Consider the following 13876-nt stretch of genomic DNA (forward strand, 5'->3'; position numbering starts at 1 on the left):
ATGCGCACCGCACTCTCCGGTCTGACCACACGCGGAAGATGCTTGCTGGCCGCGGGGTTCGCCGCCGGAGTGTGCGCCGCGGTGCTGAACGAACGCGACCTGCTGAGGGTCGCCGCCTTCGTGATCGCGCTGCCCCTGCTGGCCGCGTGGCTCGCGACGAGGGCCCGGGTGGGGTTGCACGCCGCCCGGTTCCTCGCCCCGAGCCGGGTGCCGGTGGGTGCGGCGTCCGAGGTGAAGCTCGACCTGCGCAGCACCGGCCGGCTGCCCACGGGCGGGCTGATGCTGGAGGACACCGTGCCGTACGCCCTGGGCGCGCGGCCGCGGTTCCTCGTGGAGCGGTTGCCCCGCAACACGCCGACGTCGTTGCGCTACCCGCTCAAGCCGGTGATGCGCGGCATCCAGCAGGTCGGCCCGCTGATGGCGCGGATCACCGACCCGTTCGGCCTCGCCGAGTTCGACCGCGAGCTCGCGGGCCGTTCCCGGCTGGTCGTGGTGCCTCGGGTGGTGCGGCTGTCCGGTCTGCCCGGCGGGTCCGGCATGGGCGCGGGCGACGACGGCTCGGTGCGGCTGCGGGCCGGTCAGGGCGAGGACGACGCGGTGGTGCGGCCGTACCGCCAGGGCGACGACCTGCGGAAGGTCCACTGGCGGTCGACGGCCCGGCGTGACGAGCTGATGGTGCGCGTCGAGGAGCGTCCGTGGCGCGGTGGCACGACGATCCTGCTGGACCACCGGGTGCACGCGCACCGCGGCAGCGGGCCCACGGCGTCACTGGAGTGGGCGATCTCGTTCGCGGCGTCCATCTGCCTGCACCTGCACCACTTCGGCCACCAGGTGCGCCTGGTCTCCGAGGACGGGCGGGTGCTCGCGGGCGGGTCGTCCGACGGCGGGCACAGCGACCACGTGGTGCTGGACTCGCTCGCGGCCCTGCAGGGCTCGCACCGCCGTGAGCTCAGCGGCGGCATGGACCCCGGTGCGGGTCAGGAGGTCATCGCGGTGCTCGGCGGTCTCTCGCCGGCGTCGGCGGAGGAACTGGTCCGGTACCGGCCGCGCGGCACCCGCAGCCTGGCCGTGTTGCTGGACGTGAACGCCTGGGACGGTGGCAGCAGCAACTCAGCCGCCTCCGCTCCGGAACCCGAGGACGCCCGGCGGTTGCTGAGCGGCGCGGGCTGGGGCGTGGCGATCGCGAAGCCGTCCGCCTCGATGCAGCAGGTGTGGCAGGAGCTGTGCGCCTCGGCCGGAACCCGGGGCCCGTCGTTTCGCTCGGAGGTGGGCTGATGGGATCCCGTTCCGCTGCTTCTAAGGGCACCGAGCCCGAGTGGTTCACCTCGGCGACGCCGTGGATCGCCGCGCTGGCCGTGCTCTGCGCGTCCACTGCGCTGTCCGGCGTGATCGAGGGCGACCTGTGGCTGGTGCGGATCGGCGTGGTGATCGTCGCGATCACCGTGACCGGCGCGTTCCTGCGGGCGACCCGGCTGACCCCGCCGCTGGTCGCGATCGCCCAGGTCTTCGTGCTGTTGTGCCTGCTCACGGCCCTGCACACGCGGTCGGGCATCTTCCTGTTCCTCCCCGGTCCCGACGCGCTGAGCGAACTCGGCGACGTGCTCGCGGACTCCGTGACGCAGGTGCAGACCGGGGTACCGCCGGTGCACGCGTCACCGGCGATCCAGGCGCTCGTGGTGCTGGCGATCGGCCTCGTCGCGGTGCTGGTGGACACGCTGGCCGTGGCCGCGGCGGCTCCGGCGGCGTCCGGCCTGGTGCTGCTGTGCGTGTTCGCGGTGCCCGCGTCGCTGGCCGACGAGATGCTGCCGTTCTGGACGTTCGTCCTGGGCGCGGCGGCGTTCGCGATGCTGCTCGCGGTTGACGGCCAGCACCGGCACGAGGCGTGGCGCGGCCGGCTCGGTTCCGGGTCGGCCAGCGGGTCCGGCGGGTCCGCGACCTCGGTGGCGGCGATCGCGATGGTGATCGCGCTGGTCGTCGGCGCGGGCTTCACGCTCGTCGGCACGGTCGGCAGGCTGCCCGGCAGCGGCGGCGGTGGTGGCGGCAAGGGCGGCATCGGCCTGAGCGAGATGACGTCGTTGCGCGGCATGCTCAACCGCGGCCGCAGCGCCGAGGTGTTCTACGTGCGCGGCATGACCGATCCGACGTACATGCGGGCGTCCACGCTCGCGCAGTACGTGCCGAACAAGGGCTGGGAACGCGGCACCCCTCCCGGCGGCCAGCCGGCGCGCGGTGAGCTTCCGCCCCAGCCGGGCGACCGCGGCGAGGGCAAGACCACCCGGATCAACATCGAGCCGCGCGACTGGCGGAGCTTCTGGCTGCCGACCTACGGCGCCGTCCGCCGCATCGACACCCCGGACCAGGACTACCAGTTCGACCCGAAGAAGGGTGTGATCTACACCCAGCGGGAGCGCGAGCCGGAGGCCTACGAGATCGACACGGTGATGGCGACGCCGTCGAAGCAGGCGCTGCGGCTGGCACCCACCCAGGCGAACGCGGTCGATCGCGAGTACTACAAGTTCGACGGGGTCGAGCAGCCGATCGTGGACCTCGCCAGGAAGGCCGTCGAGGGCGCCACCAACGACTTCGACAAGGCGGCCGCGCTCACGGCCTTCTTCAACGGCCCCACCAGCGGGTTCACCTACGACCTCAAGACCGGCGGCGACGTCACCACGGACGCGCTGACCGACTTCGTGCTGCGGGGCAAGGTCGGCTACTGCGAGCAGTTCGCGTCCGCGATGGCCGTGATGGCCCGCGTGGTCGGCCTGCCGTCGCGCGTGGCGATCGGCTTCACCGCCGGCGTTCCGTCCGGGGACGGCTCCTACCGCGTGATCAGCACCGAGGACGCCCACGCGTGGGTCGAGATCTTCTTCCCGAACTACGGCTGGATGACGTTCGACCCGACCCCGGTCAACGACGGCCGCGGCATCGTGCCGCCGTACCTGCGCGAGACCGCGCCGGGCCAGGAGGAGGTGCCGACCGCGAACACGCAGACCGAGTCGACCTCGCCCTCCACGACCGGGTCGGCCCAGGCCTCCACGTCGGCCGACGGCACGGACGGCGACCAGGGGTTGCCGGCGGCGAGTTCTCAGGGGCCTCCGTCGTGGCACCTGTGGGCGTTGGGCATCGTGCTGCTGCTCGCCGCGTTGCTGTCGATCCTGCTCGTGCTGGCGTTGCTCGGGGTGATCGGTGCGGGCCTGCTGGGCGTGTCGTGGGCGCGCAAGCTGCTGATACCGGCCGCGGCCGGGCTGTGGCTCATGGGCGTGGGGCTCGCGGCGGCGTTGCTGTCGTGGTGGCTCGCGGCGCTGCTGGTGATCGCCGGGGTGGTGCTCACGCCGATGCTGGTGCGTGCCGTGCGACGGCGCAACAACCTGCACGCGGTGACGGCACTCGGTCCCGGCGCGGCCTCGGCCGCCTGGAAGGAACTCATGGCGGAGTCGATCGACCGCGGTGCGCCCGTACCGGCCGCCGAGACGATCCGGATCGCCGCCCGCCGGTTGGCGCGCGAGCACGACCTGGACGACGCGGGCAGGGACGGCCTGCGGGCGGTGATCGGGGCGATCGAGCGGTCCTGGTACAGCCCGAACCCGGCCGCCGACCCGTCGTTGCCCGGCGCGGTGGCCGCGGTGCGACAGTCGTTGCGACAGAACGCGCCGCTGTCGGTGAAGGCGAAGCTGTTCCCGAAGTCGGTGCTCAAGCCGTCGCCCGCGCCGGTGGCCGGCACGCCGGAACGGGAGCCGGTCGGGGTGTAGGTCCCGGACAAGGCGAAGGGCCCGCTCCCATCGGGTGGCGGGCCCTTTCGCTTCAAGGCTCTGATCGGGTTACTGCTCTTCGTCGAAGCGACGGCGGAAGCGCTCTTCCATCCGTTCGGAGAACGAGCTGCGGCTGCGCGCTGGCTTGCCGTCCTCCTGCGCTCCTTCGGCGACCTGGTCACCGCGACGCAGCGTCGTCAGGGTGATGAGAGCACCGAAGAACATGAGCAGGAAGCCGAAGACACTCACCACGGGGATGCTGGCGATCGAGAGCTGCGGGAGCATCACGCCGGTGATGAGCGCGGCCACGCCGACCACGAACAACACGATGCCCTGCACGCGGCGTCGCTTGGACGGCCGCCGCAACTTGGCGCCCCGTACGGTAGATGCGAACTTCGGGTCCTCGGCGTAGAGCGCGCGCTCGATCTGGTCGAGCAGTCGCTGCTCGTGCTCGGAGAGTGGCATCGTTCCTCCTCCGGCACAGCGGTCGCGGGCGCCGGGTGTTTTCGGTTTCCGCCGAACCCGGCGGACGACCCACCCTGGGGACGTCACCTTCCAGGATACGATCCGCGCGCCCCGGCGACTAGCCAGTCAGCCTTCTCATACGGTCTGTTCTGTCACCATCATCCTCCTGGGGCAGTGGTGAGGCCTTCGTGAGGCTCGATCCAGCCCCTTGTGGCCTTCCGTTCACACCTGGTTCGGCCGTGCGCTCCGTCCGCGACAGCCCCGCTTGCTCGGATCAGTCGCATGACCGAACTCATCGTCAACGGCGCCGCCGAGCAGGGCCTGACCGGCTGGCTCGTCGTCGCGGGCGCCCCCGTCGTGCTGCGGTACGACACGGGCCAGGGGTATCCGGGGCCCGGTGATCCAGGTCCGGCGCAGCGCGGCGCGTCGTTCTTCGGCGGCGGCGACACGCCACTGAGCACGCTGCGACAGAGCGTGACACTGCCCCGCCGGCCGTCTCAGTTCGCGGTGTCGGCGTGGCTCGGCGGCTACGCCTCGCAGCAGGACGGCGCCCGGCTGTCGGTGGAGTTCCTCGACGCCGGCGGCACCCCGCGCGGCCTGGTGGTGCTCGGCCCGGTGACGGCGGAGGAGCGCTCCGGCCGCACCGGTCTGCTCGAACGGTCCGCTCGCGGCACCGTGCCGCCGGGCAGCCGCACCGCCGTGGTGACGCTTCAGATGACCCGATCCGGTGGTGGCACGTCGAACGACGGCTACGCCGACAACATCTCGTTCACGGTCGGAGGCCGCTGATGCTGAACCGACGTGATCTCCTGCGCGCCGCGGCCGCCGCCGGCGCTCTCGGCACCGTGTGGCCGCTGTCGGCAGGCCTGTCCCCCGCCGAGGCCCACGCGGCCGCCCTCGACCTCGGCGCGTCGTGGGAGCCCGCGCCGTTCACGCTGGGCGTCGGATCCGGGGATCCGTTGCCGGACAGCGTGATCCTGTGGACGCGCCTGGCCCCCGAGCCGCTCGCGTTCGAGCAACCGCTGCCCGAGATCGTCGAGGTCGAGTGGACGATCGCACTGGACCGCACCATGCGTTCGCGGGTCGCGGGCGGAAGCGTTTCTGCCTCGAACCTGTTGGGGCACAGCGTGCACGTGCCCGTGCACGGTCTCCGCCCCGGTCGCACCTACTACTACCAGTTCTCGGCTTTGGGCAAGCGTTCCCGTGTCGGCCGCACGCGCACGGCCCCCGTCGGCCCGGTGTCTCGTGTCAGGTTCGCGACGGCGAACTGCCAGGCGTTCCACGACGGCTTCTACGCCGCCCACCGCGGCATCGCCGCCGAGAACCTGGACTTCGTCGTGCACCTGGGCGACTACATCTACGAACACGGCCAGGTCGGGGGCGCACACGTGCGTGATCACGAAGGCCCCGCCGTGCTGTCCCTTGCGGACTACCGGCGCCGCCACGCCTTGTACAAGGGCGACCCGTCACTGCGCGACGCCCACGCCGCTCACCCCTTCTACCTCACCTGGGACGACCACGAGGTCGTCAACGACTACAGCGGCACCGAGGGCGCGGCACCGTTCGTGAAGCGCCGGGCCGCCGCCTACCAGGCCTGGTACGAGCACCTGCCGATCCGCTCTGGGAGCGCTCTCGAACCCCAGATCTACCGACGCCGCCAGTGGGGTTCCCTCGTAGACCTGACCGTGCTGGACCTGCGCCAGTACCGGTCCGCCCAGAACCTGCCCGGCGGCACGATCCTGGGCGCAGAACAGAAGAAATGGCTCCTGGACGGCATCTCCGGCGCCCGCGAGGCGTGGCAGGTGTGGATCAACTCGATCATGCTGTCGCAACTCGCCCGCACCGGCGGCGGCTACTACTTCACCGACCAGTGGGACGGTTTCCTGGCCGAACGCCGCGAGGTGCTCGGCCACGTCGCCGCCGAGGGCATGAAAGACCTCGTCGTGCTGACCGGCGACTGGCACTCGGCGTTCGTGGACGACATCCGGCCGGACTTCGACGACGTCTCGTCCCCGGTCATCGGCACGGAGTTCACCGCGCACTCGGTCACGTCGGGCGCGTACTCGCCGGAGTGGAACGCGGCGAACGGGCCGGTGATGGGAGCGGCGAACCCGCACCTGAAGTACTTCGAGGGCAACAGGTACGGGTATGACGTGTACGAGGTGACGCCCCAGCGGTTCACCACGCACATGAGGGTGATCGGGGACCGGCGGGACGCCTCGTCGCCGGTGTCGACGCTGACCACTTTCCACGTTGATCGGGGGAAGGCGGGGAGTTACGAGGATCCGGTCACGGCCGGGTCGCCTGCGCAGTACCGGAGGCCCTGAACTTGTCAGACCCGCTGAGTACGCTCGGATTCGGGGGGTCCCGGGCCTCTGCTGGGCGGAGGGTGGAGCCCCCGAATCCGATGCTACTCAGCCGGTCTGACAGTTTCTGGCCGGTCGGTTTCGGCCGTCGGTCCGGACCGCTCAGCTTCGGCAGTCAGTTCTGACCGGCAGGGCTGGCCGTCACTTGCAGCCGGTCAGCTTGCGATCTTGTAGGCGCTGATGATCGTCACCTCGCCGGTGTTGCCCGCCGCGTCCGTCGTCTTGGCGCGAAGCGGACCACCGTGAGCGGGAAGTGCGTGATCTCGGTGGGTGTGCTTGGCCTTGAAAGTCCAGGCGCCGCTCACCTTCTTCGAGAGCTCCGCGCCGCGGCTGTGTTCCATCTCAGCCCGGTAGGTGCCTTCGTCGGCCGTGACGTCGAAGATCACGCTGGGGCAGTCCGACTCGCCGAGATTGGTGCCGTTGTGGGACAACGAGGTCTTCGCCGTTCCGGCGTTGATCCTGCCCTCGCCGCCGTTGCTGTCGGTGAAGAGCGGAACGGACGGGCCGGGGATCGCGGCGCCGAACGTCTGCGAGTGATTCTTGCGCCCTTCGGGCCAGCCGTCTTTCGGGATTGAGTCGAGACCGGGTTCTCGTGCACACTTCGTGCTGTCGTCATCTGGGGGCGGCGCTGGGGGCTTTGGGGGAAGGTCGCTCTACTCATGCGTGTTTCGTTGCGTGCTGCCATTTCGGTGTCGATGCTCGTCGGCTTCTACGTCCTCGCCTTCGGGTTGATCGGCTGCCTCCTCGCGCTGGAGACCTACGCCCTGATCGAGCGCCCGTTCGTCGGCGTGAAGCTGGCACTGTTCGTCGTGCCGGTGGTGTACGCGCTGGTCAAGGGCCTGATCTCGCTGGAACGCCGCGCGCGGGACGAGGTGCCGGGCACCCTCGTCACGCCCGAGCAGCAGCCCGCGCTCTGGGACCTCGTCCGCCGCCTGGCCGCCGACGTCGGCACCCGCCCGCCGGACGAGGTCCGGATCCTCGCCGCGGTGAACGCCGGAGTCGCCGAGGACACCCGCTTGCTGGGGCTGCGCGTCCTCAAGCGCAGGATGTTCATCGGTGCACCTCTGCTCACCTCCTTGACCGAGAAGCAACTCATCGCCGTGCTCGCCCACGAACTCGGGCACTACGCCAACAAGGACACGCGCCTCGCCGGCGTCGTGGTCTCCGGCCGTGAGGCCATGCTGCGCGCCGGTTCGCACATGAACGCCGAGCACTGGTTCCAGCGCATGATCGCCAAGCTGTTCCGCGGCTACGCGAAGCTGTACCTCCGTGTCTCCCAGGCGATCAGCCGCCGGCAGGAGTTCGCCGCCGACCGCGTCGCCGCCACGCTGGCCGGCTCGTCCGCCGCCGCGTCCGCCTGGCGCGAACTGCCGGTGATCGACGCCGCGTGGGACCTCTTCACCAACCGTCACCTGACCGTCGCGTGGGAACTCGGCTACCTCCCCACGACGTTCTTCGACGGCTTCGCCCGCCTGCGCACCTCCCCCGAGCTCCACGGGGAGCTGGAGGAGATCCGCCAGAACCCGCACGACCCGGACCGCGGCCCGTACGACTCCCACCCGCCGCTGCAGGATCGGATCGCTGCGATCGAGGCCTTAGCCCTCGAACCCGAGTCGGGCTGGGGCGACCGCCCAGCGCTGGAACTGCTCACCGACCCGATGCCCCTGCTCGACGCTGCCGTGCTGAACACGCTCGTCTCCGACGCCGCCTCGAAGGAACGCGTTGACTGGGCCACGCTCGGCCACATCGGCGCCCGAGCCCGCGTCGTGCGCGGCACCGAACGCCTGCTGCAGGCGTCCGCCGCGGCGATGAACCAGCCGCCGTCACTGACCACCGTGCTCGACGCCCTGGACGCGGGACACCTGGCGGGCCTCGCCTCTCAGGTGCCCGGCAACAGGAACGCCGGTGCCCGAGCCCGCCGCGAGATGGCCCGCGGCGAGGTGCTGCCGGAGCTGTCCGCGTTGGTGGCACTGGCGTTCTCCGACGCGGGTCTCGCCCACTGGGAGCTGGACTGGCTGGGACGAACCACGTTCGTCACCTCCTCTCACAACTACGACATGGCTGAACACCTGGACGCCGCGGTCGCCGACCACGGCAGCACCGAAGGCCTGCGCGCCGCGCTCGTCACCGCCGGTGTGGCCCCCGACTACCGCCCCGCGCGCTGAGCGTTCAGGAGGAACCCAGTGGTGCTCTCACTTCTGTTCAAGCCCAAGGAACTCATCACCGTCATCCGCCTGATGCGCGAGGCGAAGCGGCTGGGCCTGGAGATCGACGAACTCCCCTCCGACGTGGTGGCGTCGTACGTCCTGCCGAAAACCCACCCGGAGCGCTACGGCTTAGTCCCCGACGCCGAGGTGACCACCGCGTCGCCGATCGAGGACCTGGCCCTCGCCGCCGTGAAGGACGACGTCCGAGCCGGCAACTGGGAGAACGCGGCCGATCTCGTCGCGTCGACCCACGGCGACTGGGACCGCCGCCAGCGCGTCGTCTGGGCCCTGGCCGACCTCGCCGCCAAGGACGACGCGTGGATGGACGCCTGGCAGACCGCCCGCCCAGGTGACCCGCACTGGATCGTCGTGCACGCGATGTCGCTGGTCGCCCTCGCCTGGGACATCCGCGGCAGCGCCACCGCGTCCCAGACCACCCGCGAACAGTTCGAGGGCTTCCACCGCGTCCTGTTCGAGGCTCGTGAGGCAGCGGGTGTCGCCGCGGCCGTGCTGCCGGACGACCCGACGCCGTGGAACACGATGCTGACTCTCGCCCGCGGCCTGCAGGTGGAGCACGACGAGTTCCGCGCGATCTGGGCGGAACTGATGTCGCGCGATCCCTTGCACCACAACGGACACGCGCAGGCCCTGCAGTACTGGTGCCGCAAGTGGCACGGGTCGGACGAGCTGGCTTTGACGTTCGCGGTCGAAGCTGCCGCCAAGTCGCCCAAGCTGCTGTCCCTGCCGCTGCAGGCTGCCTACGAGGCTGAGGGCACCTCGCCCGACGTGTGGAAGTCGCCCGCGGTTGTCGGGGCCCTGGACGCGCTGCTGGATCGGCTGGCGGACGAGGGTGCTGACACCTATGCGCTTCGGAACGACCGTGGGTATGCGATCTACGCTTTGGTTGAGCTGCAACGCTTTGAGGAGGCTGTGGGGCAGTTCCGGGCTTTGGGGGCGTTGGCGGACGCGGGGCCTTGGGACTACTTCGAGGAGCCTCGGCTGAAGTTCTTGAGCCTGCGTGGGATCGCGGTCAAGGCTGCGGCCAAGGGCAAGGGGGTCAAGGCTCCGATTCGGTAGTGGCTCCTTTCGGTGTGGTGGCTGGGATTCGGGTGCCGCGCCCGGTGGGGTTCGGGGTGCGGTGCCAGGTGGGATCGGCCAGCTGCCGCTAGAGGTGGGCGGGGTTCAGGCCGGGGCGCTGGTTGATGGGTGAGGTCGCTGGGGTGGGTCGTTGGGTTTGCCGCTGGACTCGTGTGTGGCGCTGTCGCAGGGGCGGGCGTTGCAGGCCGAGGTCGTCGGCTCAGCGCCTCGGCCCGTGAGTGGTGATGCTGCCGAATGAGGTTGTTCGGCAGGGTCGTTCGGTAGAGCTGTTGGTCGGGCCGCCGAAGTGGTGTGCGGCAACGCTGCGGGGCGGGGTGCGCGAGCCGCTGGGGTGTTGGCTTAACCGCCGAACTCGTGTGTGGTGCTGTCGCAGGGCCGGGGGGGGTTGAAGGCCAAGGCCGTCCGCCCAGTGGCTCGGCCCGTGAGCGGCGGCGTTGTCGAACACGGTTGCCGGGTGGTGTGCGGTAACACCGCAGGCCGGGCGCAGCGAGCCGCTGGGGTGTTGGCCCGCTGCTGAACTGGTGTGCGGCGCTGCCGCACGGATCAGGCGTTGCAGGCCGTCGACCCAGTGGCTTCACCCGTGAGCTGCGGCGTTGTCGAACACGGTTGCTGGGCGAGGTAGTTGGGCAGAGCTGATGGCCCGGCTGCCGAGCTGCTGTGCGGCAACACCACACAGGTGGGGCGTGGTGACGTGGTTGGAGCGCGGTCGCCGGTGTGGCTGTCGGGTGGGCGACGAGCCGGCGTGCGGCGACCTCGCCGGGGGCGGACTCGCCCTCCGGTGCGGAGCGCGAGGTTGTGTTCGGCTGTGCCTGAGGCCTTGTGGGCGGGGCGGTCAGCCGACTGGTTGTGGGGTTCGGGCTTGTGGGACGGACGGTGGGCGGTGGTCCATCACGGCCAGTTCCAGCTGGCGGGCCGGGGAGTCGCCCAGGAGTTTGCGGGCCAGGGTGGTGCCCTTGCGCGGGGCCATGGCCAGTTCGGCTCTGAGGGCCTGGATGCCCACGTAGTGCGACACCTCGTCGAGGATGGCCTTGGTGTCCGGGATCGAGCGGGTTCGGCGGATCGCGTCCACCGCCGCGCGTTCCAAGGGGGCCACGTGGAAGCCTCGGCGCAGGGCTGGTTTGGGCAGGCGGTCTGTTCGTTCCAGGCGCAGGGTGCCGTGGCCCCAGGCGCTGGAGTGGCGTGGGGCCAGGACGTGGATGGCGTCTGCCGTCGGCAGGACCGATCTCATGCCGTGCAGGTAGAGGGCGTCGAACGCGGTGAGCATCGCGCCCTCTCCCGCGTAGAGGAGGGCTGCCTGCACCAGCTGTTCGCGGGACGGGCCTGCTCTGGACAGCAGGAAGATGCTCGGGAACAGGCGCTGCCAGGGGCCGCCTGGGCGGGAGCGCTGGTCGATCAGGGACGAGGACAGTCCGATGTGGATCAGGGCTGCCACTGGGGCCACTCGGTGGACGAAGAGGGTGCCCAGGGCTTCCAGGTCGATGGGGTGGCGCATGGGTCAATGGTGGGGCTGGGGATGGTGGGGGGTTTCGGGGTGGTGGGGATCTGTGGACAAGTCGGGGGATGTGGACAAGTCGCGATCACTCGGGCTTCGGTTCGAAGTCCGCGGTCCTTTCTGGACTGTCGCGGAGCAGTGAGGCTGGGCGGACGGCTAGCGAGCCGAAGCGGGAACGGGCCTGGTCGGCGGCTTGTTCGGCTTCGCGCCAGCCTCGTTCTGGGGCGTCGAAGATCAGCTGTTGGGCGGAGTCGGCGTTGTCAAGGCCTTCTATTCGGACGCCGATCAGGCGGACGTCGCCGGGCGGGACCTGGGTGTCCAGGAGTTCGGCGGCCACCCGGTAGACCTCCTGGGTCACGTCGGTCGACACCGGCAGGGTGCGGGAGCGGGTGATCGTCGTGAAGTCGGAGAAGCGGACTTTGATCGACACCGTCCGGCCGTGCAGACCCTTGGCGCGCAACGAACCTGTCGAGCGCTCCGACAGCCGCAGCAGCTCGCGGCGCAGCAGCGCGCGGTCGGCGACGTCCACCTCGAAGGTCTCCTCGGCGCCGATCGACTTCTCCCGCGACACCGGCACCACCGCGCGGTCGTCCACCCCGGAGGCCAGCGCGTACAGGTGCTCCGCCAGGGCCACGCCGATCTTGCGGCGAAGGCGCGGGAGAGGCATGGCGGCCACGTCGGCGACGGTCTCCAGACCCAGGCCCTCGAGCTTCGCCGCGGTCTTCGCGCCCACGCCCCACAAAGCGGAGATCGGCAGCGGGTGCAGGAACTCGAGCGAAGCAGCAGCGGGGACGACCATCATGCCGTCGGGCTTGCACATGCCCGAGGCGAGCTTCGCGAGGAACTTCGTCGACGCCACCCCGACCGAACAGGACACGCCCTGGTCGGCCTGCACACGAGACCTGATCAACTCGCCGATGCCACCAGGCGTGAGGCCGAGCCGGCGGAGCGCGCCACCGACGTCGAGGAAGGCCTCGTCCAGTGAAAGTGGCTCCACCAGCGGGGTGATGTCGCGGAAGATCGCCATGACCCCGCGCGAGACCTCCTGGTAGAGATCGAACTGCGGCGGCAGGTACACGGCGTGAGGCGCCAGACGGCGGGCATGCGCGGTCGGCATCGCGGAACGGACGCCGTACTCACGCGCGAGGTAGTTCGCGGAGCTCACGACGCCCCGCCCGCCGACGCCACCGACAACGACGGGCACGGATTCGAGCTCAGGGCGTTCGCGGATCTCCACCGACGCGTAGAAGGCGTCCATGTCGACGTGCAGCATCCGGCAACCCGTGTCGTCAGGCCAGACGCCATCGCGCGCACGGAACCGATCGACCAGGCCGCGTGGCAGGTTCGCACTGCGACCCATGAACACCCCTTTCGAACGCCAGTTCGACGCAAATCCTACAGTTCGTACACCCGCGAGGCGTTCTCCGACGCGATGAGCCGTGCGATGCGGTGCGCGTCGTCCTCCGCGAACGCATCACTGCGCAACCCGTCAGCCAGGAAGTCCGACAACGCGCGCCGGAACATCAACGCGCCGAGGTAGTACAACTCGGGCAGAGCGAAGGCATCGGAGGAGAACAGGAACTTCCCGTACGGCACGATCTCCAACGCCTCAGCGAACACCCGCGACGCCTGATGCCCCAGCCCGTGCGTCGCCAGCCCGAGATCGCAGAACACGTGCGGGAACACCTGCGCGAGGTACCCGGCCTGCCGGTGGAACGGGTAGTTGTGCAGCAGCAACACCGGAACACCAAGACCAGCGGTCGCCCGCAGGAACGGCGTCAGCAACGACGGATCGCACCGGTGCAGATCGAGGTCCGAGTCGCCGTACCCCACGTGGAACTGCAACGGCAGCCCGGCGTCCAACGCCTCCCAGGCCAGCCACGCGATCACCACCGGGTCCTCCAGCCGCCCGCCGGACCACGCCGCCACCGCGCGCTCCACCTCCGCGTCACCAGGCCGCACGCCGGGCAGACCCAGCCCGATCCGGTACGCCGCAACGGACTTCGCCCCCACCGCCGACGACGAGGCGAGCCGCGACCGGACGAGGTCGACGAACTCCGAAGGCGAGACCGAAGGCCTCAAGGTCTCCGCCAGCACCTCCAGCCGCACGATCTCGTGCGCGACACCCCCGCTCAGCCCGGCGAGCTTGTCGGCCGACAGCAGCCGATCGGGCTGGAACCCGCCGTCCACCAGGAACGTGTGGATCCCGGACGCCATCAGGAACGTGCGCGACACCTCGGCGATGTGCAACGAGTTCCGCCGTTCGAGGTACTCGTCGGCGGACGCGTGCCGGGGCAGGTCCAGCAACGGCGCACACCAGCGCCGCACCGCGAACCCGAGGGCCGAGTCGAAGAACGACCCGCCCAGCGGGGAGACCGCATCGGCCTCCAACAGCAACGACTCGAACTCCGGGCGAGCGCTGTCGGTGCGCAGCACACCATGGCAGTGGTGATCTATCAGCCCGATTTCGGCGACGAACGGCAAGATGCCCATAACCTT

The 13876-nt window shown here is 70.4% G+C and carries 12 protein-coding genes; 7 read left to right on the top strand and 5 right to left on the bottom strand.

What is annotated here, in order from left to right:
• Entirely contained in the window at nucleotides 1–1275 is a 1275-nt protein-coding gene (locus tag AB0M48_RS08355) for a DUF58 domain-containing protein (protein WP_363837205.1), read from the top strand.
• A complete protein-coding gene (locus AB0M48_RS08360) occupies nucleotides 1275–3749 on the top strand; it encodes a DUF3488 and transglutaminase-like domain-containing protein (protein WP_363837209.1) in 2475 nt (824 codons plus the stop codon). Before AB0M48_RS08355 ends, AB0M48_RS08360 begins: the two co-directional genes overlap by 1 nt.
• Before the next feature lie 69 nt (nucleotides 3750–3818).
• On the opposite strand, the gene AB0M48_RS08365 is transcribed toward AB0M48_RS08360, so the two are convergent.
• On the bottom strand, nucleotides 3819–4214 hold the full coding sequence (locus tag AB0M48_RS08365) for a DUF3040 domain-containing protein (RefSeq protein ID WP_090073948.1): 396 nt from the start codon (nucleotides 4212–4214) through the stop codon (nucleotides 3819–3821).
• Between the two features lie 282 nt (nucleotides 4215–4496).
• Between AB0M48_RS08365 and AB0M48_RS08370 the strand changes: the two genes are divergently transcribed.
• Nucleotides 4497–5003, top strand: coding sequence for a hypothetical protein (locus AB0M48_RS08370; RefSeq protein ID WP_363837213.1), 507 nt, complete (start codon nucleotides 4497–4499; stop codon nucleotides 5001–5003).
• Nucleotides 5003–6541 carry an alkaline phosphatase D family protein gene (locus AB0M48_RS08375; protein ID WP_363837216.1) on the top strand — a complete coding sequence of 513 codons (1539 nt, stop codon included), beginning with the start codon at nucleotides 5003–5005 and terminating at the stop codon, nucleotides 6539–6541. Before AB0M48_RS08370 ends, AB0M48_RS08375 begins: the two co-directional genes overlap by 1 nt.
• Nucleotides 6542–6735: 194 nt before the next feature.
• On the opposite strand, the gene AB0M48_RS08380 is transcribed toward AB0M48_RS08375, so the two are convergent.
• A complete protein-coding gene (locus tag AB0M48_RS08380; RefSeq protein ID WP_363837220.1) occupies nucleotides 6736–6966 on the bottom strand; it encodes a hypothetical protein in 231 nt (76 codons plus the stop codon).
• On the opposite strand from AB0M48_RS08380, the gene AB0M48_RS08385 reads away from it, so the two are divergent.
• From AB0M48_RS08385 to AB0M48_RS08395, 3 genes are all read left to right on the top strand, one after another.
• Nucleotides 6950–7117 (top strand): hypothetical protein, encoded by a 168-nt coding sequence (locus tag AB0M48_RS08385; RefSeq protein WP_363837224.1) that lies wholly within the window; start codon nucleotides 6950–6952, stop codon nucleotides 7115–7117. The two genes, AB0M48_RS08380 and AB0M48_RS08385, sit on opposite strands and share 17 nt — an antisense overlap.
• Nucleotides 7118–7239: 122 nt before the next feature.
• Nucleotides 7240–8745: a M48 family metalloprotease gene (locus AB0M48_RS08390; protein ID WP_363837227.1), complete on the top strand. Its 1506-nt coding sequence runs from the start codon at nucleotides 7240–7242 to the stop codon at nucleotides 8743–8745.
• A gap of 21 nt (nucleotides 8746–8766) precedes the next feature.
• The gene (locus tag AB0M48_RS08395; RefSeq protein WP_363837231.1) at nucleotides 8767–9864 is read left to right on the top strand and encodes a DUF4034 domain-containing protein; all 1098 of its coding nucleotides are present in this window, start codon (nucleotides 8767–8769) and stop codon (nucleotides 9862–9864) included.
• Between the two features lie 853 nt (nucleotides 9865–10717).
• Here the strand turns inward: AB0M48_RS08395 and AB0M48_RS08400 are convergent.
• The 3 genes from AB0M48_RS08400 to AB0M48_RS08410 form a co-directional block, all read right to left on the bottom strand.
• Nucleotides 10718–11377, bottom strand: a complete 660-nt coding sequence (locus tag AB0M48_RS08400) for a hypothetical protein (RefSeq protein WP_319982278.1) — start codon at nucleotides 11375–11377, stop codon at nucleotides 10718–10720.
• Nucleotides 11378–11462: 85 nt separating this feature from the next.
• Complete coding sequence (locus AB0M48_RS08405; protein WP_363837236.1) at nucleotides 11463–12737, bottom strand: DNA polymerase IV; 1275 nt, start codon at nucleotides 12735–12737, stop codon at nucleotides 11463–11465.
• A 35-nt stretch (nucleotides 12738–12772) separates the two neighbouring features.
• Nucleotides 12773–13870, bottom strand: a complete 1098-nt coding sequence (locus AB0M48_RS08410; RefSeq protein ID WP_363837239.1) for an amidohydrolase family protein — start codon at nucleotides 13868–13870, stop codon at nucleotides 12773–12775.
• Nucleotides 13871–13876 lie beyond the last annotated feature (6 nt).

The organism is Lentzea sp. NPDC051208 (assembly GCF_040682435.1).
GTDB lineage: Bacteria > Actinomycetota > Actinomycetes > Mycobacteriales > Pseudonocardiaceae > Lentzea > Lentzea kristufekii.